Annotated in this window: 17 protein-coding genes, 1 tRNA gene and 1 other RNA gene; 9 read left to right on the top strand and 10 right to left on the bottom strand. The window is 70.8% G+C overall.

The window, feature by feature from the left end; genetic code table 11:
* Nucleotides 1-47 precede the first annotated feature (47 nt).
* From ACFQW8_RS05725 to ACFQW8_RS05695, 7 genes are all read right to left on the bottom strand, one after another.
* Complete coding sequence (locus ACFQW8_RS05725) at nucleotides 48-443, bottom strand: hypothetical protein (RefSeq protein ID WP_380086006.1); 396 nt, start codon at nucleotides 441-443, stop codon at nucleotides 48-50.
* 30 nt (nucleotides 444-473) lie between these two features.
* The gene (locus ACFQW8_RS05720; protein WP_380086005.1) at nucleotides 474-1286 is read right to left on the bottom strand and encodes a M15 family metallopeptidase; all 813 of its coding nucleotides are present in this window, start codon (nucleotides 1284-1286) and stop codon (nucleotides 474-476) included.
* A 94-nt stretch (nucleotides 1287-1380) separates the two neighbouring features.
* Nucleotides 1381-1845 carry a VTT domain-containing protein gene (locus ACFQW8_RS05715; RefSeq protein WP_380086004.1) on the bottom strand — a complete coding sequence of 155 codons (465 nt, stop codon included), beginning with the start codon at nucleotides 1843-1845 and terminating at the stop codon, nucleotides 1381-1383.
* Nucleotides 1835-2491 (bottom strand): CDP-alcohol phosphatidyltransferase family protein, encoded by a 657-nt coding sequence (locus tag ACFQW8_RS05710; RefSeq protein ID WP_380086003.1) that lies wholly within the window; start codon nucleotides 2489-2491, stop codon nucleotides 1835-1837. Before ACFQW8_RS05710 ends, ACFQW8_RS05715 begins: the two co-directional genes overlap by 11 nt.
* 63 nt (nucleotides 2492-2554) lie before the next feature.
* The gene (locus ACFQW8_RS05705) at nucleotides 2555-3478 is read right to left on the bottom strand and encodes an AEC family transporter (RefSeq protein ID WP_380086002.1); all 924 of its coding nucleotides are present in this window, start codon (nucleotides 3476-3478) and stop codon (nucleotides 2555-2557) included.
* Between the two features lie 9 nt (nucleotides 3479-3487).
* Nucleotides 3488-5398, bottom strand: coding sequence for a propionyl-CoA synthetase (locus tag ACFQW8_RS05700; RefSeq protein WP_380086001.1), 1911 nt, complete (start codon nucleotides 5396-5398; stop codon nucleotides 3488-3490).
* A 58-nt stretch (nucleotides 5399-5456) separates the two neighbouring features.
* Nucleotides 5457-5825, bottom strand: coding sequence for a VOC family protein (locus ACFQW8_RS05695; RefSeq protein ID WP_380086000.1), 369 nt, complete (start codon nucleotides 5823-5825; stop codon nucleotides 5457-5459).
* Between the two features lie 29 nt (nucleotides 5826-5854).
* Here ACFQW8_RS05695 and ACFQW8_RS05690 point away from each other — a divergent pair, with 29 nt between their 5' ends.
* The 9 genes from ACFQW8_RS05690 (at nucleotide 5855) to ffs (ending at nucleotide 15239) form a co-directional block, all read left to right on the top strand.
* Nucleotides 5855-6733 carry a DUF6597 domain-containing transcriptional factor gene (locus ACFQW8_RS05690; protein ID WP_380088596.1) on the top strand — a complete coding sequence of 293 codons (879 nt, stop codon included), beginning with the start codon at nucleotides 5855-5857 and terminating at the stop codon, nucleotides 6731-6733.
* A 43-nt stretch (nucleotides 6734-6776) separates the two neighbouring features.
* Nucleotides 6777-6864, top strand: a tRNA-Ser gene (locus ACFQW8_RS05685).
* A gap of 249 nt (nucleotides 6865-7113) precedes the next feature.
* On the top strand, nucleotides 7114-8919 hold the full coding sequence (locus ACFQW8_RS05680) for a glycoside hydrolase family 3 protein (RefSeq protein ID WP_380085999.1): 1806 nt from the start codon (nucleotides 7114-7116) through the stop codon (nucleotides 8917-8919).
* A gap of 107 nt (nucleotides 8920-9026) precedes the next feature.
* The gene (locus ACFQW8_RS05675; protein ID WP_380085998.1) at nucleotides 9027-10367 is read left to right on the top strand and encodes an exo-beta-N-acetylmuramidase NamZ family protein; all 1341 of its coding nucleotides are present in this window, start codon (nucleotides 9027-9029) and stop codon (nucleotides 10365-10367) included.
* Nucleotides 10364-12094, top strand: coding sequence for a serine hydrolase (locus ACFQW8_RS05670; protein WP_380085997.1), 1731 nt, complete (start codon nucleotides 10364-10366; stop codon nucleotides 12092-12094). Before ACFQW8_RS05675 ends, ACFQW8_RS05670 begins: the two co-directional genes overlap by 4 nt.
* Before the next feature lie 9 nt (nucleotides 12095-12103).
* On the top strand, nucleotides 12104-12988 hold the full coding sequence (locus ACFQW8_RS05665) for a MurR/RpiR family transcriptional regulator (RefSeq protein ID WP_380085996.1): 885 nt from the start codon (nucleotides 12104-12106) through the stop codon (nucleotides 12986-12988).
* A gap of 48 nt (nucleotides 12989-13036) precedes the next feature.
* Nucleotides 13037-13951 carry an N-acetylmuramic acid 6-phosphate etherase gene (locus ACFQW8_RS05660; protein ID WP_380085995.1) on the top strand — a complete coding sequence of 305 codons (915 nt, stop codon included), beginning with the start codon at nucleotides 13037-13039 and terminating at the stop codon, nucleotides 13949-13951.
* Nucleotides 13948-14928: an N-acetylglucosamine kinase gene (locus ACFQW8_RS05655; protein WP_380085994.1), complete on the top strand. Its 981-nt coding sequence runs from the start codon at nucleotides 13948-13950 to the stop codon at nucleotides 14926-14928. The genes ACFQW8_RS05660 and ACFQW8_RS05655 overlap by 4 nt, the downstream gene beginning before the upstream one ends.
* A gap of 214 nt (nucleotides 14929-15142) precedes the next feature.
* Nucleotides 15143-15239, top strand: an RNA gene (ffs, locus tag ACFQW8_RS05650) — signal recognition particle sRNA small type.
* A 13-nt stretch (nucleotides 15240-15252) separates the two neighbouring features.
* Here ffs and ACFQW8_RS05645 read toward each other — a convergent pair.
* Genes ACFQW8_RS05645 through ACFQW8_RS05635 form a run of 3 tightly spaced genes read right to left on the bottom strand, consistent with a single transcriptional unit; the run spans nucleotide 15253 to nucleotide 17824 of the window.
* The gene (locus tag ACFQW8_RS05645; RefSeq protein ID WP_380085993.1) at nucleotides 15253-15954 is read right to left on the bottom strand and encodes a DsbA family oxidoreductase; all 702 of its coding nucleotides are present in this window, start codon (nucleotides 15952-15954) and stop codon (nucleotides 15253-15255) included.
* 44 nt (nucleotides 15955-15998) lie between these two features.
* Nucleotides 15999-17198: an alpha/beta-hydrolase family protein gene (locus ACFQW8_RS05640; RefSeq protein WP_380085992.1), complete on the bottom strand. Its 1200-nt coding sequence runs from the start codon at nucleotides 17196-17198 to the stop codon at nucleotides 15999-16001.
* Nucleotides 17195-17824, bottom strand: coding sequence for a hypothetical protein (locus tag ACFQW8_RS05635; protein WP_380085991.1), 630 nt, complete (start codon nucleotides 17822-17824; stop codon nucleotides 17195-17197). The genes ACFQW8_RS05640 and ACFQW8_RS05635 overlap by 4 nt, the downstream gene beginning before the upstream one ends.
* Nucleotides 17825-17851 lie beyond the last annotated feature (27 nt).

The following is a 17851-nucleotide window of genomic DNA, read 5'->3' as shown; positions in this document are numbered from 1 at the left end:
TGGTCACGTTGTGCGCGGGTGGCACCAGAGGCGGCGCAGCTGATCGCTCAGAGGCTGAGCAGGGCCGTTGCGTAGGCGCACTCGACGTCCGGGTCGGTGACAGTATGCCGCGAGCCATCGCTCGCGGCATACGTCACCTCCCAGCCCTCCGGCGTGCGACGCAGTGCCTCGAGCCGGTCTCCGAGCAGCGTGCGCAGCTGGTCCTCACGGGGCAGCCACAGCGACTGGTCGAGGCTGACCGAGTCGAGCGCCCACTCGGTCGTGCCGTTGAAGCCGAGGACGGTCTGGTCCGCGAAGTGCTGCGGCTCGACCGTGAGGTTGCTGATCCAGAACACCTCGTCGGTGAGGAGCTGGGCGTCGATGACGAAGCGGTCGCCCGCCGCCGGTTCCCACAGCACGCCCGCGTCGTGAACCAGTCGGCGGGCGAGGTCGAGAGAGATCATCGCCCCATCATGACCCGAGAACTCCCGCGATCAGCGTGAGGTCAGCGATGCTCGTGAGACGGGGAAGTCGAAGAACGTGTCCGGGAACAGCTCGGGGCGGTGGGTGAAGTGCCACCACTCGTTCTCGTAGTTGGCGAAGCCTTCGGCCGCGAGCACGTCGACGAGCAGGTCGCGGTTCTCGCGCACCTCACCCGTGAACGCCGGGTTCGCGGTGTGCGAGAGGACGTCGAAGCAGTCGTAGGCCGTGCCCATGTCGAGCGAGGCGTCGGGCACCCGCTCCGCGACCGGTCCGAAGCAGGACCCGGCGGGCTTCGGCGAGTGCGGTGCCGGCACCTTGGGGCCGTCGACGGGCTGGATCGTGAGGTCCACGGTGCTGGCCCGGGAGTGGCCGGACTTCGCGGCGATGTAGCCGTCCTCGAACAGGCGTGACTTCTCCACCCGTGGATAGAACTCCGGCTTCATCTGCTCGTCGTCGAGGTCCTCGGCCCAGCGGACGAAGTGGTCGACCGCGCTCTGCGGGCGGTAGCAGTCGTAGACCTTGAGGGTGAGGCCTCGGGGTCGGAGCGCGTCCTGCGCCCGGGCCAGTGCCTCGGCAGCAGGGCGGGTGAGCAGGCAGAGCGGTGCGCGGTAGGCGTCGATGCGCTCACCCACGAAGTTGTGGTTGGTCGTGTAGCGGATCTCGTGGACGATCGTCGGGTCGATGTCACGCAGCGCCACGATCTCCTGAGGCGCCCGCGTCGGAGGCTGGGCCACGGCGACAGAGGACCCCGCGGCAGCGACGGCAGCGGTGGTGGAGGCCAGGACGAGGCCAGCGACGAGGGAGGGCAGCACGCGACGATTCATGAGTCGTTCCTAGCAGTGACACCTTCGCGCCGCCACCCCAGCCACGGCAGCATCGGCGCGCCATCGGCACCTTCTGAGCCGGTGCGGGGCGGCCTCACCACCACGACTGGACCGTTGTCATACCCCCGACGACGGCCCAGAAGCGGAGGGCTCGGCCGACGAGCCCGGTGAGGAGGAAGACCGGCAGGCGCACCCGCAACGCGCCCGCGACCACCGCCATCACGGCATACGGAGGTATGCCGGCGACGGCGGAGACGAGCAGGAGGCCGGCCGTGAACCAGGGCCGACCCTCGGTGCGAGCCTGCCAGCGCACCATGGCCGCGCGGGCCCGGGGTCGTTGCATGCGGCGGGACACGAAGGCGAAGCGGTCGAGCTCTCGCCCGCCGTAGTACCAGAAGAGCTTGCCCACCATCTGCCCGATGGCGGCGGCAGCGACGATGAGCCACCCCGGTGCCCGGTCCTGCGAGGCCGCGAGCGCGATGATCGCCTCGATGTTGATGATGGGCACGAGGGCCGACGCGACCGCGCACCCGGCGATCCCGAAGGAGTCAAGCCACATGCGGTGACCCCGACGACCGGTCCGCGCCGGAGGGGGCCGTGGGGACCGGGAGGCCGAGGCGCAGCAAGCGTGCCAGGGACCAGGACTTCATCGCGAGCAGGACCAGGGCGATGGCCAGCCCGAGCCACATCCACCCCGTGACGAGCAGCAGCACTGCGAAGAGCGCGCTGTTGACGGCCTTCGCGGGCTTGGACCAGTTCCACAGCCAGATCTGCCGGTCGACGACGTAGAAGTAGTTGGGGCTGCGGATCGGCCACGCGAGGAAGGCCAGCGACAGGAAGCTGTCGACCACCATGAACTCGGCGAGATAGACGAACACCGCGGGTGCCAGCTCGGGCTCCAGCCAGGCGAGACCGAGGTAGAACGCGCCGGCGTTGAAGCGGTCCGAGAAGATGTCGAGCACGGCGCCGATCCGGGTCTCGCACCCACGCACGCGGGCCCAGGCACCGTCGAGCATGTCGCCGACCCAGTAGACACCGAGGGCGACGACGAGAAGGGTCAGGCTGCGGTCGTGCACGGCCCACGCGGCCACCGCACCCGAGGCGATGGTGCGCACCGCCGTGATGACCGTCGCTCCGGTCCGCAGGCGCTCGTGCCCGATCCCGACGTCGGTCGCCTTGTCCCCCATGAGCGCGGCTCCCCACATCGGCTCAGGATAGGTGCCTGCACACTCCTCGCGGGCTGCGACGGGAATCACCGGCGCGGTCGGTCAGCCCAGCAGAGCAGCGACCACGAGGATCACCGGCACCGAGCCCATCGTCGTGATGAGGATCGTGTCGCGCGCGAGCACCGTCGCCCGGTCGTAGCGCGTGGCGTGGACGAAGATGTTCTGCGCCGTGGGCAGCGCCGAGCAAACGACGATGGCGAGCAGGGCCTGTCCGTCGACCCCGAGCGCGAAGTGCGCCACGGCATAGGCCACCGCCGGCTGGACGACGAGCTTGAGCAGGGACGTCGTGGCTAGCTCGGCCACCGACCCACCGGCGCCCAACCCGGGGCCGAGCCGCAGGGCGATGCCGTAGGCGATGAGCATCGCCGGGACCGCCAGGTTGCCGAGGAGCTCGAGCGGGTTGCCGACGAACTCGGGCAGGGTCCAGCCGGTCACCGACAGCAGCACGCCAAGGAGTGACCCGACGGTGAGCGGGTTCGTGAACGGGCGACTGATGAGCCGCAGGAACGGTGGTGCGCCAGTGGCACCGTCCGCATCCAGCAGCGCCAGCGCGACGGGCTGCAGCACGAGCATCTGGAAGAGCAGGGTCGGCGCCACATACGACGCGTCGCCGAGGACATAGCTCGCCACCGGGATTCCGAGGTTCCCTGCATTGACGTATGCCGCGCAGAGACTTCCGATCGTCGCGTCACCCAGGCGCCGGTGCCAGACGAAACGAGCGAGCACGACATAGATGACCACGGGGACGAGGACGGCCACGGTCGTGGCGACGAGGTTGGCCGACAGCACGTCCTCGACGTCCGCCCGGCCCAGGGTGATCACCATCAGCGCCGGCGACCCGACGAAGAACGACACCTGCGACAGGATCCGCTGGGCGGTGAGGTCGAGGATGCGGAGCTGTGCCAGCAGGGCGCCGACGCCGATGACGACGGCGATCGTCGCGAACCCCGTGAAGACTCCCTGCACGCGGTCAGGCTAGGTGGAGCGTCGCAGCACCTGCGCGAGGGTCTCAAGAACGCTCGCGTCCTCGATCGTGCCCGGCACGACCGGCGTGCGGCCGTCGGCGAGCTCGCGCATCGTCTTGCGCAGGATCTTGCCGGAGCGGGTCTTGGGCAGGGCGGCGACGACGTCGACCTGGCGCAGCGCGGCCACGGGGCCGACCTCGTCACGCACCCGCTGCACGAGCTCGGCGCAGATCCGCTCGCCCTCGGCGCCCGAGCCGTCGACCCCGCCCTTGAGGACGACGAGCCCGCGAGGCACCTGGCCCTTGAGCTCGTCGGCAACACCGATGACCGCGCACTCGGCGACGTCGGGGTGGCCGGCGAGCGCCGCCTCGATCGAGCCGGTCGACAGCCGGTGTCCGGCGACGTTGAGGATGTCGTCGGTCCGCCCCATGACATAGAGGTAGCCGTCCTCGTCGACGTGGCCACCGTCACCCGACACGTAGTAGCCGGGGAAGGTCGACAGGTAGCCGTCGACGAAGCGCTGGTCGTCGCCCCACAGCGTCGGCAGCGTCCCCGGCGGCATCGGCAGCCTGAGGCAGATCGCGCCCTCCTGGCCGGCCGGCAGGGGTGCGCCGGACTCGTCGAGGATCACCACGGCATACCCCGGCACCGGAACCGACGGGGAGCCCGGCTTGAGCGGCATCGGTTCGAGCCCTCGCAGGTTCGACGCGATCGGCCAGCCGGTCTCGGTCTGCCACCAGTTGTCGACGACGGGGACACCGAGCATCGAGGTCGCCCACTCGTAGGTGTCTGGGTCGAGCCGCTCACCCGCGAGGAAGACCGCCTTCAGCGACGAGAGGTCGTGCTGGCGCATCAGCTCACCCCGCGGGTCGTCACGTTTGATGGCTCGGTATGCCGTGGGTGCGGTGAACATCGCCCGCACCTTGTGCTCCGCGATGAGCCGCCAGAACGCGCCGGCGTCAGGGGTCCCGACCGGCTTGCCCTCGTAGAGAACGGTGGTCGCGCCGGTGAGCAGTGGTGCATAGACGATGTAGGAGTGGCCGACGACCCACCCGACGTCGCTCGCGGTGAACCACACGTCGCCCGGGTCGATGCCATAGATGTTGTCCATCGACCAGCGCAGCGCGACGGCGTGACCACCGTTGTCGCGGACGATGCCCTTGGGACGGCCGGTCGTGCCGGAGGTGTAGAGGATGTAGAGCGGGTCGGTCGCCGCGACCTCGACGCAGTCGGCGGGTTCGGCGTCGGCGACGAGCTCGTCCCAGTCCAGCTCCTCCCAGTCGGTGTCGCGCTCGCCGACCGCGGCCCGGGCCTGCTCGCGCTGCAGCACGATGACGGACTCGGGCTTGTGCGAGCTGCGGTCGAGGGCGGCGTCGAGCATCGGCTTGTACTCGACGACCCGGCTCGGCTCGATGCCACAGCTCGCGGCGACGACCACCTTGGGCTGTGCGTCCTCGATGCGCGCGGCCAGCTCCGCCGGCGCGAAGCCACCGAACACCACCGAGTGGATGGCGCCGAGACGGGCGCAGGCGAGCATCGCGACGACCGCCTCCGGGACCATCGGCATGTAGATGACGACGCGGTCGCCCTTCTCCACGCCCAGGCTCGCCATCGCACCGGCGAAGGTCGCCACGCGAGCCAGCAGGCCTGCATACGTGATGGTCTGTTGCGTCCCGGTGACGGGACTGTCGTGGATGAGCGCCGGCTGCTCGCCGCGGCCGTCGCGCACGTGCCGGTCGAGCGCGTTGAAGCAGGTGTTGAGGGTGGCGCCGGGAAACCAGCGGTAGAGCGGTGGGTTGCTGTCGTCGAGGACCGTCGTCGGGGGAGTGATCCACTCGATCCGCTCCGCCGCCCGCCTCCAGAACTCGTCCGGTTGCTCCAGGGACTCGGCGTATGCCGCTGCGTAGCCGTCGTGGGTCATCTCGCCATCGTGCTCGGTCAGCGGTCCTGCGGCTAGGGGAACGGGTGGTTCAGCCCACTCAGCCCCAGTTGGCGGCCTGGGTGAGACAGAAGGGGTGGCCGCTCGGGTCGAGCAGGACGCGCCAGGTCTCGCCGGGCTGCTCGTCGGGCAGGGTCGCGCCGAGGCGGACGCACTCGGCGGCGGCCGCATCGAGGTCGTCCACGGCAAGGTCGAGGTGGAACTGCTTGCTGCCGTTCTCGTTGGGCCAGGCCGGGGGCTCGTGGTCGGGCACGGTGCCGAAGCCGAGGGCGTGGCCGGGCCCGGTGAGCATGGCGTAGCCGTCGCCCTCGGCCGCGACGTCCCAGCCGAGGACGGCCGACCAGAAGGCGGCGTCGCGGCTCGCGTCGGAGCTGTCCAGGCTGAGCATCTTGAGGGTGGCGACGGGCATGGCCGGGTCTCCTTCGTCGGTGGGGTCATCTGTCGCCGAGTCTCCCTAGGCTGACGTCGTGCCTGCTAGGACAAATCCGCCATCGACGGAACCCACCGCGACCTTCGCCGGGATCCTGCGTCCCGACGAGCTCGCCAAGCACGTCGAGGTCCGCCGCTGGCCGGCGACCGAGCGGGGTCTCGCGATGGGTCGAGAACCACTGGTCGCTGCGCTGGGACCTGCCCGAGGGTGCGTCCTTCGCGAGCGAGGTGCTTCCCCATCCCACGTGCTCGCTCACCGTCGAGCGCGGGGACCATCCACGGCCGGCGCTCGCGGGCGAGGAGGTCGTCATCACGGGAGTCGTCACCCGCCGCTTCGACGTGGAGATCCGGGGCAGCGGACGGGTGGCCGGGCTGCGCTTCCGGCCGGGCGGTCTCGCGGCGCTCACGGGTCAGTCGGCACGGGCGTGGACCGACCGCACGGTGGCCGCGAGTCCGGCGGTGGCGACCGAGGTGGTGCGCGCCCTCGCCGCGATCGATCTCGACGGTGACGTTGAAGCCGGGATGGGTGGGGTCGAGGCGGCGTTCCCCGAGCATCTGGGTGAGGACGCTCGCTATGACCGGGTGCTCAGGGTCGTCGCGGACCTGCTCTCGGACCGGACCGTCGTCACGGTGCGCGATCTCGAGGAGCGACACGGGGTGTCCGGACGGACCCTGCAGCGCGACTTCCTCCACTACGTCGGGGTGGGGCCCAAGTGGGTGCTCGGGCGCCACCGGATGCACGACGTCGTCGTGGCGCTCGATGGCGGCTACGAGGGGTCGCTGACCGAGTTGGCCGTGGCTCACGGCTGGTACGACCAGGCGCACTTCACCCGGGACTTCACCGCCCTCGTGGGCGTGCCCCCGAGCCGCTATCGCAGCCGGACGTGAGCGGATTTCGCGGCGCCTCAGCGCTCGGGTAACCTCCTCCGTTGGAGGATTCGCATAGTGGCCTAGTGCGCGCGCTTGGAAAGCGCGTTGGGTTAAAACCCTCAGGGGTTCGAATCCCCTATCCTCCGCCACGGTGAAGGGCCCCGACCTCGTGTCGGGGCCCTTTTCGCATGCCCGAGAGGACCAGGTCCTCGCGAGACGAGCAGCTCCACGTGGTCCTCTCGCGCACAGCTGGACCGCTCGTCCGACCGGTGCCTCCGTCGCCAAGTGACCTGCCGGTAATGGTTGCGCAGCGGCCGCTCTGTGGCTAAGTTCCATGATCAAGAGCACTTGCGTGAATTGTTCACACCGTCGTGATCGCCGATGAACCGGAGAGTCGCATGTCCCGTCCGTCCGTCACCCGCCGCACCGCGATCGCCTCGGCGGTCGCCGCGACGCTCGCCGCCGGTGCCATCCCGGCGACCTCCGCAGGCGCTGCCGTCCCGCCAAGTCCCGACGGGTGGATCCAGTCCACTCTCGGGCGCATGACGCTGGAGGAGAAGGTCGGTCAGCTCTTCGTCCAGTATGCCTACGGCAAGGACGCGAACACCCCGGACCCGCGCAACACCGCCATCTTCGGGGTCGCCACCCCCGCCGAGGCCGTGAAGAAGTACCACCTCGGCGGTGTCATCTACTTCGCCTGGACCGACAGCGTGCAGAACCCGCAGCAGATCGCAGCCCTGTCCAACGGGCTCCAGGAGGCCTCGCTCTCGCGGAGCTCCAAGGTCGACATCCCGCTCGGCATCTCGATCGACCAGGAGATGGGAGTCGTGACGCGGGTCGGTCCGCCGGCGACCCAGTTCCCCGGCAGCATGGCGCTCGGGGCAGGTCGTTCCACCGCCGACGCACGCACCGCCGCTGCGGTCACCGGCAAGGAGCTGCGAGCCCTCGGCGTCAACACCAACTTCGCGCCGGTCGCCGACGTCAACGTCAACCCGCTGAACCCCGTCATCGGCACCCGCTCGTTCTCGAGCAACCCGGCCCTCACGGCCGACATGGTGGCAGCGCAGGTGGCCGGCTACCAGGAGGACGGCAGGGTCTCGGCCAGCGCCAAGCACTTCCCGGGCCACGGCGACACCGCCACCGACAGCCACGTGGCGTTCCCGGTCATCACGCACACGCGTGAGGAGTGGGACCAGATGGACGCGCCCCCGTTCAAGGCCGCCATCGCCCAGGGCATCGACATGATCATGACCGCCCACCTGTCCTTCCCGGCCCTCGACGACTCCGGCAACCCCGCGACTCTCAGCAAGCCGATCCTCACCGACCTGCTTCGCAAGGAGCTCGGCTACAAGGGCGTCATCATCACCGACTCCCTCGAGATGGCGGGCGTGCGAGAGCTGTACAGCGACGCCGAGGTCGCCGTGCGCTCGCTCGAGGCCGGCGCCGACCAGCTGCTCATGACCCCGTCGATGGTCAAGGCCTTCCCGGCGGTCGTCGCGGCTGTGCAGAGCGGACGCATCAGCAAGGCCGACCTCGACGCCAAGGTGCGCCGGGTCCTCGAGCAGAAGGTGCGTCGTGGGATCGTCGCGGACCACATGGTCGACCCGGCCGCCATCGGCTCCGTCGTGGGCACCCAGGAACACCTCGCCGCCGCCGACGCCGTGACGAACCGCACCGGAACGCTGGTGCGCAACGATGATGCAGTGCTGCCCATCGCCGCCGCCGGCAAGAACGTCCTCGTCACCGGTTATGGCGACGTCGCCACGACGACCTTGGCGGCAGGCCTGACCAGGGCGGGCACGACGAGCGCGCGGGTGACGACCGGCGCCTCGCCGACGGATGCACAGATCGCCGCGGCGACCGCCGCTGCGGCGGGCAAGGACTACGTGGTCGTGACGACCATGAAGGCGTGGGACACAGCCGTCACGGACAAGCGGGGCGGCCAGCAGAAGCTCGTCAGGTCCTTGCAGGACACCGGTGTCCCGGTCGTCGTCGTCGCCACGCGCGATCCCTACGACATCGCCTACCTGCCGGGCACGCGCACCTACCTCGCGACCTACTCCTACAACGCCGTGTCGATGGAGGCCGCAGCCCGGCTCATCACCGGTGCCGTCACCCCGACCGGCAAGCTCCCCGTCGACATCCCCGCCAAGGGTGACCCGACGACGGTGCTGTACCCGTTCGGCCACGGCCTCTCGTACTGAGCGACCACACACAACTCCACACCCACCAACCACCCCCGCCCTGTGTGTCTGAGCGCGAGCCAGAGGTCGCGCTCAGGCACACAGGACGAGTTGAAATGGAGATTTCGATGACCAGTCCCAACCGCCGCCAGCTCCTCACAGGCGGAGCCGGCGTCGCCGGAGCCGCCGCCTTCGGACTCGCCGCGACGCCGGCCTCAGCGGGCACGCTCGGCCGCACCACGGCATACACGTCGACCGCGAACGACCCCAACCGCAAGGTGACCCCGGGTGCTGACGTCGCGGCAGCCGCCAACTGGTCCGTGCTCGCCGGCCGCAAGGTCGGCATCATCACCAACCCGACCGGTGTCCTGCTCAACCTGCGCACGATCGTGGACGAGATGCACGACGCCGGCACGGTCGACATCCGCGGCGTCTTCGGACCGGAGCACGGCTTCCGCGGCACCGCCCAGGCCGGTGAGGCCGAGGACACCTACGTCGACGAGCGCACCGGCATCACCGTCTACGACGCCTACGGCGCCAACACCGCGAAGTTCGCGTCGATGATCCGCGCCTCCGGCACCGACACCGTCGTCTTCGACATCCAGGACGTGGGCTGCCGCTTCTACACCTACATCTGGACGATGTACACGGCGATGAAGGCCTGCGTCGAGACCGGCGCCTCGATGGCCGTGCTCGACCGCCCGAACCCGATCGGCGGCACGGCCTACGGCCCGATGATGACGGACCCGTGGACCTCCGGCGTGGGCGCCGAGAACATCGTCCAGGCCCACGGCATGACGGTCGGCGAGATGGCCCGCTACCTCGACGCCATCATCCTTCCGACCGACACCAACGGTGCTCGCCTCTCCAAGCTCGAGGTCGTCGAGTGCAAGGGCTGGCGACGCGATGTCACGTATGCCGGTACCGGACTTCCGTGGGTCATGCCCAGCCCCAACATGCCGACCCCCGACACCGCACTCGTCTATCCGGGAACGGGCATGTTCGAGGGCACGAACCTCTCGGAGGGCCGTGGCACGACCCGCCCGTTCGAGCTCATCGGAGCGCCCTACGTCGACTACAAGTGGGCCGAGCGGCTCGCCGGTCGCGACGTCGCCGGTGTCGCCTTCCGCGAGGCGTACTTCACGCCGACGTTCAACAAGCACGTCGGCAAGGTGTGCGGTGGCGTGCAGGTCCACATCGTCGAACCCTCGGCCATCGACCCGATGCGCGTGGGTGTCGAGATGCTCGTCGCGGCCAGGTCGATCTACACCGACTTCCAGTGGCGCTACGACGCCTATGACCCGGCTCGTCCCTACTGGATCGACAAGCTGAGCGGCTCGACGAGACTGCGGGACCAGATCACTGCAGGCGCCGACGTCGAGACCGTCATGGGCGCCTGGAAGGACGAGCTCGCTGCCTTCGACGCCCGCCGGCAGCCCTTCCTCATCTATGGAGGTCCGACCCGATGAACCTGTCACGACGTGTTGTCCTGGGTGGTGGGCTGGCCGCAGGCACGGCTCTCTTCGCTCCGGGTGTGGTCGCGGCACGAGCCGACGACTTCACCCGCCCGTTCACCGGCTTCGCCCCGCCGTCGACCGTGCTGCGTGAAGGCACGCCCCAGTCGGTGGGGCTCGACCCCGCGCCCATCGAGGTCGCCAAGCGGCAGGTCCTCAGTCACCAGGTCGCTCCGGCCGGTGGCCGGCCGCTCTATCCCGGACACGTCGGGCTCATGGCTCACGACGGCGTGGTCGTCGCCACGCAGGTCGGCGGCTACGCCCTCCGCTACCGCAACGCGACCGAGGAGCTCCCGGAGAGCGAGCGGGTGCCGATGCGGCGCGACACCATCTTCGACATGGCCTCGGTCTCGAAGCTGTTCACGTCGATTGCCGTCGTCCAGCTCATCGAGGAGGGGCGCGTCGGGCTGGAGACGCCGGTCGCGACCTATCTGCCCGAGTTCGCCGCGGCGGGCAAGGGGTCGGTGACGATCCGCCACCTGCTGACCCACACGAGCGGGTTCACGTCGTGGCTGCCGCTCTACAGCAGGTACGCCACCAAGGCCGCTCGCATCGCTGCCGTGATGAACCAGCCGCTCACCAACCCCGTGGGCACGGTCTATCTCTACAGCGACCTCAACCTCATCACGCTCGGCGTGCTCGTCGAGCGGCTGCGGGGCCAGTCGCTCGACGAGGTCGTCGCCGCGCGGCTCACCCAGCCGCTGGGTATGACGGACACGGGCTACAACCCCGCGGTCAAGGAGCGCACGGCGGCGACGGAGTACCAGGCCGTCCCCGCTCGCGGCATGGTCTGGGGTGAGGTGCACGACGAGAACGCGTGGTCCCTCGAAGGGGTCGCCGGTCACGCCGGCGTGTTCTCGACGGCCGATGACATGGCGATCCTCGCTCAGGCCCTCCTCAACGGCGGCACCTATCGCGGCGCGAGGATCCTCGACCGCAAGAGCGTCTCGCTGCTCATCACCAACTTCAACGAGGCCTTCCCCGGGGACGACCACGGGCTCGGCTTCGAGCTCAACCAGGTCTGGTACATGGACGCCCTCAGCGGCCCGCGCACTGCCGGTCACACCGGCTACACAGGCACGTCGATCGTCATCGACTTCTCCTCGCGCTCGTTCGCCATCCTGCTCACCAACCGCGTGCACCCGTCGCGGGCGTGGGGCAGCATCAACGTCGCGCGTCAGGAGTGGGCCGGTGGCCTGGGTCGGGCGCTCCCGATCACCCCGCGCGGTAACCACGTCGCATGGGAGACCGAGCCGCTCCACGCCACCAACGCGGTCCTGTCGGTGCCGCTGACCCTCCCGGCGACCGGTGCCCGCCTCGGCTTCGACCTGGTGGCGGAGACCGAGGAGACCGACGTCCTCCGTCTGGAGTCCTCGACGGACGGCACCAGTTGGACGCTCGTCCCGCTCGAGATCCGGCACCCCGGCGACACGCGCACGGGCGAGGAGGACGGCTCGGTCAGCGGCACCCCGGGGGAGCGGCGGTGGGTCCAGGCCCGCGCCGACCTGGCCGGCGGGCAGCAGACCCTCCGGTGGCGCTACTCGACCGATGGCAACACCCTGGGACGTGGTGTGTCGGTGACTCGCATCCGCGTCGTGGGCCAGGGCGGGGTCGTCGTCGACAGCGATGCCTCTTCGGCCACATTCACCGCTTCGGGCTGGACGAAGACGTCGAGGTCGTAGTTTTGGGGCATGTCATCACCGATTTCCCAGTCCGACGTGGCTGATGCACCACTCCTCGTTCGTCTTCGCGGCATCCGGCCCACCCTCACCCCGGCGGAGGACCGGGTCGCTGCCGAGGTCCTCGCCGACGCGCGCCGCGCGTCCGACCTGACGATCACCGAGCTGGCCCTGGTGGCGCACACCTCGGAGACGACGGTGCTGCGCTTCTGCAAGCGACTCGGCCTCAAGGGCTACCCCCAGCTGCGGCTGGGCCTTGCGGCCGAGTCCGCCCTGCCCCGGGAGCAGCGCATGGCCGGTAGCGACATCAGTGCGACGGACACGATCGACGACATCGTCGCCAAGGTGGCCAGCATCAACTCCAGCGCCGTCGAGGAGACCGCCCAGCAGCTCGACCGGGTGGCGCTCAAGAAGGCGGCCGACGCCCTGGCCGGGGCGACGCGCGCCGACATCTACGGGATCGGTGCGAGCGCCATCGTCGGCGCCGACCTGCAGCAGAAGCTCCACCGCATCGGTGTGGTCTCCTTCGCCTGGAACGATCCGCACATCGCGCTCACCAGCGCGACCCTGCTGACCAAGCGGGACGTGGCGATCGGCATCTCGCACTCGGGCGCGACGAGCGAGACGATCGAGTCCCTCGCGGCCGCGCGGCAGCGCGGCGCCACGACGATCGTCGTCACCAACTTCCCGCTCTCGCCCCTCGCGACGTCGGCCGACATCGTGCTCACGACCGCTGCCCGCGAGACGTCGTTGCGCTCCGGGGCCACCGCCAGCCGCATCGCCGCCCTCACGGTCGTCGACTGCCTCTACATCGCCGTGGCCCAACGAGACCTGCCCCGGGCGCGCAAGGCCGTGGCCGAGAGTCGCAAGGCCGTCTCCGGGCACCACTTGGCGTGACTGATTGACATCATTGACGGCAATGGCGTAAGAAACTAACCTACTGACATGGCCATTGACGTCCGCGTGAGTGCACCCACCGAAGAGCGGCACCCCGGCTCGACCGGGATCGACACCGCGTCGACCCTCGAGGTCCTCACCTTGATGAACGATGCCGACCGGACGGTGGCCGACGCCGTCACTGAGGTGCTGCCCGAGCTGGCCCGACTCGTGGACCACGCCGTGGAGGCCATCCGCGCCGGCGGCCACGTCCACTACTTCGGTGCCGGGACGTCCGGACGACTGGCCGTCCTCGACGCAGCCGAGCTGCTGCCCACCTTCAACGTCCCGCCCGGGCTCGTCGTGGCGCACCACGCAGGTGGGTCGGCTGCCCTGGTCAACGCCGTCGAGAACGTCGAGGACGACGTCGACGCCGGATGCGCCGAGGCCGCCAGGCTCACGCCCAAAGACATCGCGATCGGGCTCACGGCGTCCGGTCGCACCCCCTTCGTCCGGGGCGCTCTCATGGGCGCCCGCGAGCGCGGCGCACGCACCGCCCTCGTGACGGCGAACCCCAGAGCCGAGCTCGCGGCCTACGCCGATCATCTGTTGGCCCCGGAGACCGGACCCGAGGTGCTCACCGGGTCCACGCGGCTCAAGGCGGGCACCGCCCAGAAGCTCGTCCTCAACGCCTTCTCGACCGCCGTCATGATCCGTCTCGGTCGCACGTGGTCCAACCTCATGGTCGACGTCGTCGCGACGAACGCGAAGCTCCGCGGACGCGTCGTCCGGATCCTCCAGGAGGCGAGTGGCGCCGACGAGACCGATGCCCGGAACGCCCTCGATGCCGCCGGGGGCCAGCTCAAGCCGGCTCTCCTCTCGCTCCTCGCGGGTGTCCCCGTCCACACGGCCGTCGCCGCGCTGAGCGTGCACGACGACTCGGTCGCCGTGGCCCTGACAGCACTCACCCGACGACCCTCGTGAACGCCACGGGGTCCGGAGCCGTCGTCGGGGTCGACGTGGGTGGTTCCGGACTTCGCCTGCAGTTCGTGTATGCCGGCCGGCGGAGTCCCGTGCACACCGCACCCGGCGCCCGGATCGTGGATCACGGCGTGGACGTGGCAGCACTGACCGCCGACGCGGCCCGTCTGCTCGCGGAGGGCGGGGTGGGGCCCGGGGCCGATGGCGGCGCCCGCCTCGACGTCGCCGCCGTGTGCTGGTCGCAGCGGGGGCTGCTCTTCCTGTCGGACCCGACCGAGGTCGTCTCGGCGGTGGCCTCCGGGCTGGGCGCCACGCGGACGGCCGTCGTCAGCGACGCGGTGGCCTCGCTCGTCGGTGCCCTGGGGTCCGTGCGTCCGGGCGCGGTCGTCGCGGCCGGCACGGGTGCTGTGGCCTTCGGCACGGACTTCGGTGCGCGGGACACCTCGGTCTGGAGGCTCGTCGACGGATGGGGGCACGTGCTCGGCGACCGCGGCTCGGCTGCGTGGGTGGGCCTTCTCGGGCTGCAGGCAGGGCTGCGGCACCATGACGGCCTTCCCGACGGGTCGGAACGGTTGCTCGTGGCCGGGGAGGCCGTGTTCGGTCCGACCCCGCGCTGGCCCCGCAGGGTCATGACGGGCAGCAACGCCCCGGAGCTGCTGGCCTCGTTCGCGCCGCACGTCGTCGATGCCGCCCTGGCCGGGGAGGCGATGGCGCAACAGATCTGTCAGGAGGCAGGGGAGTCCTTGGCCCAGTCGCTCCTGTCGGCCGCGGCGGGGATCGCCTCGCCCACGCTCGTCGCGACCGGTGGGCTGCTCGACGCCCAGCCGGTCCGAGCGGCGCTCGAGTCGTCGCTCGCGGATGCTGGCGCGACGCTGACGCCGGCCGCCGGAGGCGCGCTCGAGGGCGCCGTGATCCTGGCCACGACGCTCGCTGAGACGGGCACGATCCCCAGGCACCCGGCATACGTGCATCTGTCCTGACCGAGGCGGTCAGTCGGACCTCGGACCCCCGCACCTCCCGGTCAGCGCTGTGCACTGCTGCGGCTCAGCGCAGCAATGCCAGCACTGCTGCGGCTCAGCGCAGCAATGCCAGCACTGCTGCGGCTCAGCGCAGCAGCGCACAGCGCGGATCGAGGAGCCCTACGCCCTGGGCCGGCGAGTTGGAGTCGGTCCCCTGGGCCGGGTTAGACTCGGGTTCGGCACCCCGCGTGGTGGTACCTCGCCGAACTCCCCCAGGGCAGGAATGCAGCAAGGGCAGGTGAGCTCTTCCAGGTACGCGGGGTGTCTTCTGCGTCCGGCCTCGGGTCAGGCGCCGCAGGCGCAGCCGCCCGCGCACCCACCGCAGCCGCCGGCAGCGGCCTCGGGGCGGTTGCCCCGGTCCTCCCACGTCAGCTCGAGCGCGCGCAGGAGCCCGTCGACCGGCTGGGCCCCCGTCACGGCGAACTTCTGGTCGAGGACGAACGTCGGCACCGCGGTGATTCCGAGCTGGTTGGCCGTCGCCTCGTCGGCACGCACGTCGTAGCCGTAGTCCTCGGACGCCAGCATCGCGCGCACGTCCTCCCTGGCCAGCCCGCCCTCGGCGGCCAGCCTCACCAACGTGTCGGTGTCGCCGATGGCAGCACCCTCGGAGTACCAGCCGCGCATGATCCGCTCGGTCACCGGCGTCTCCGACCCGCGGGCCCGGGCGAGGTGGATGACCCGGTGGGCGTCGAAGCTGTTGCCGCCCACGACCTTGTCCCACTGGAAGTCCAGCCCGACCGCGGCGGCGTCAGCGGCCATGGCCTCGTGCTGGGCGACCATCTCCTCGCGCGACCGCCCGTACTTCTCGGCGATGCGGTCGACGTTCGAGCCCTCGACGACGGCCGGGGCCGACCGGTCGAGCTGGTAGCTGTGCCACGTCACCTCCACCTCGTCGGCGTGCTCGAACTGTTCGAGGGCCAGCTCGAGGCGGCGGCGCCCCACGTGGCAGAAGGGGCAGACCAGGTCGGACCAGACGTCGATACGCACCCCTCGACGATACGTCCACCCAGCCTGTGCCCCTTCATCGCAGGTCAGTCGCAGGTCTGCAGGCGTTCGGGCTGGTCCGCGCCGTAGCGGTGACCGGCACCGAAGGGCATGGCGAGCGCCCCGACGACATCAGCCCCCGCGTGGACGAACGACACGACCGGGAGCCACGGCCGGTCCTCACCCGGCGGCACGAGCGCCATCGACGGCCGCGCGTGGACGATGGGGTCGTCGGCGTTGGCTGCGACGGTCTCTCTGGGCAGGCCCGTCCGGCCACCGCCGGGCGTGCCCAGCCAGAACGTCGAGCACACGGTCGAGCGCAACGCGTCACCCGCGACACCCGGCGCGAGCAGCGCCGCCTGGCCGGCCGTCGCCCCGAGGCTCTCACCGACGACGTGCACCTGCGGTCGCTGACCCACCGGCAGCGTGGACACCTCGGCCACGGCAGCATCGAGCAGCGCCTGGGCACCCCTCACCGCACCTTGACGGTCGAGCAGGTAGGCCACCCAGCTGGGTCGGTCGTCGTACTGCATCGACACGGTCGCGACGTCCGAGCCGAACCGGCGCTCCATGCCGGCGACGAACTCGGGGTTGACCCAGCCCGACCCGGTCGGGATGGCGACGAGCAGGTGCTCCCGCGCCAGACCTCCGGCCGCGACGAGCCGGTCCACGGCGATGCGCGCGCGAGCCGCGTCGTCCGCCGACTCGGACAGACCGGCATACGCCCGCACTGCCCCCACCGGCGATGACGTGAGCAGCACCTGGTCGGAGGGTGGCGCGTCGGCGTCCGCCTGGGCGCTCGGCGCGAAGCTCAGAAGTGACAACCCGGCCACCGCTGCGACAGCGCGTCGCGGCACCCGGGCCCGCCGCCGCCGCCGCAGCTGACGCAGACCGTGGTAGCCGCCCACGACGGCTGCGGCAGTGGCGACGAGGAGGCCGAGGTCGGGGAGCGCCAGCGGGTCCATGCCGATGCGGGCGCGCATTCCGGCCTGCGTGGTCCAGGTGATGAACAGCAGGTATGCCGTGACCGCACCTCCCAGCGCAACCACCAGGGGGTGGGCCGGTCCGGTGACGCGAGGGTGTGGTCCGGCGAGGCGCCGGGCGATGCCGACGACGACGAGGAACGACAGCGCCGTCAGGACGCCGAGGGCGACGGGCAGGTGGGGCAGGTAGGACGGGAAGGTGGCCACGCCCACCGCGACCGGAGTCGCCAGCGCGGTCGAGGCGCGAGGCAGCCGGAGCGTCATCGCACACCCCCGACCCGACGGCGCAGAGCCGGCACGGCGAGCACGACTCCACCGGCGGCGGCCAACCCGAGGCCGACGCCGGGGGCGATGCTCCGCACCGTCTCGGACTCGGGCACGGCGTGGTCCTGCCGGGCGCTGTTGACCCGCACGAAACCCTCGGCGATGTCGGCCCAGGCCAGGCAGCTGGCCAGGCTCAGGGGCTCCTCGCGGCTCGAGCAGGCGTCCTCGAACGCAGCGCCCAGCTGGGTGTCGACGGACCGTCGCGCGTCGGGAGGAAGGGCGCGACCGGACCGGCCGGCATACCGGAGCAGGTCGTAGCCCAGGTCGTGCTGGCGGCACGCCGCGGTGAACTCGGCCGGTAGCGGGACCGGCGACGAGCACGATCCCGAGGGGTCGCCGAGCAGGCCCTGCGTGAGGGTCGGCCGGTAGCCGAAGCGCCGCCCGAAGTCTCGCGGCAACGCGAGGTCGGCAGCTGCGGGTGGGCCCGAGACCAGCGCGGCGAGGGCGTGCTCGGCCGACCGGTCCGGGACGGGCACCGAGGAGGCGGTGGGAGCGAGCAGGAGCCCGGCTCCCGTGGCGAGGCCGGTGACGATGACGGCTCGAAGGGCGTGGTGTCTCGTGAACATGCGGCAAGGCTCGGAGCCCGTGGCACG

Origin of the sequence: Knoellia altitudinis (genome assembly GCF_042666355.1) — a bacterium.
Classification (GTDB): domain Bacteria; phylum Actinomycetota; class Actinomycetes; order Actinomycetales; family Dermatophilaceae; genus Knoellia; species Knoellia altitudinis.
This window is presented reverse-complemented; position numbering and strand designations above follow the sequence as displayed.

Bases quoted from the DNA above. Each gene is read 5' to 3' on its own strand.
- ACFQW8_RS05640 (WP_380085992.1), bottom strand. From the start codon at position 17,198: ATGACGCTCCGGCTGCCTCGCGCCTCGACCGCGCTGGCGACTCCGGTC.
- ACFQW8_RS05660 (WP_380085995.1), top strand. From the start codon at position 13,037: ATGGCCATTGACGTCCGCGTGAGTGCACCCACCGAAGAGCGGCACCCC.
- ACFQW8_RS05665 (WP_380085996.1), top strand. From the start codon at position 12,104: ATGTCATCACCGATTTCCCAGTCCGACGTGGCTGATGCACCACTCCTC.
- ACFQW8_RS05725 (WP_380086006.1), bottom strand. From the start codon at position 443: ATGATCTCTCTCGACCTCGCCCGCCGACTGGTTCACGACGCGGGCGTG.
- ACFQW8_RS05680 (WP_380085999.1), top strand. From the start codon at position 7,114: ATGTCCCGTCCGTCCGTCACCCGCCGCACCGCGATCGCCTCGGCGGTC.
- ACFQW8_RS05695 (WP_380086000.1), bottom strand. From the start codon at position 5,825: ATGCCCGTCGCCACCCTCAAGATGCTCAGCCTGGACAGCTCCGACGCG.
- ACFQW8_RS05670 (WP_380085997.1), top strand. From the start codon at position 10,364: ATGAACCTGTCACGACGTGTTGTCCTGGGTGGTGGGCTGGCCGCAGGC.
- ACFQW8_RS05635 (WP_380085991.1), bottom strand. From the start codon at position 17,824: ATGTTCACGAGACACCACGCCCTTCGAGCCGTCATCGTCACCGGCCTC.
- ACFQW8_RS05675 (WP_380085998.1), top strand. From the start codon at position 9,027: ATGACCAGTCCCAACCGCCGCCAGCTCCTCACAGGCGGAGCCGGCGTC.
- ACFQW8_RS05710 (WP_380086003.1), bottom strand. From the start codon at position 2,491: ATGTGGGGAGCCGCGCTCATGGGGGACAAGGCGACCGACGTCGGGATC.
- ACFQW8_RS05700 (WP_380086001.1), bottom strand. From the start codon at position 5,398: ATGACCCACGACGGCTACGCAGCGGCATACGCCGAGTCCCTGGAGCAA.
- ACFQW8_RS05720 (WP_380086005.1), bottom strand. From the start codon at position 1,286: ATGAATCGTCGCGTGCTGCCCTCCCTCGTCGCTGGCCTCGTCCTGGCC.
- ACFQW8_RS05715 (WP_380086004.1), bottom strand. From the start codon at position 1,845: ATGTGGCTTGACTCCTTCGGGATCGCCGGGTGCGCGGTCGCGTCGGCC.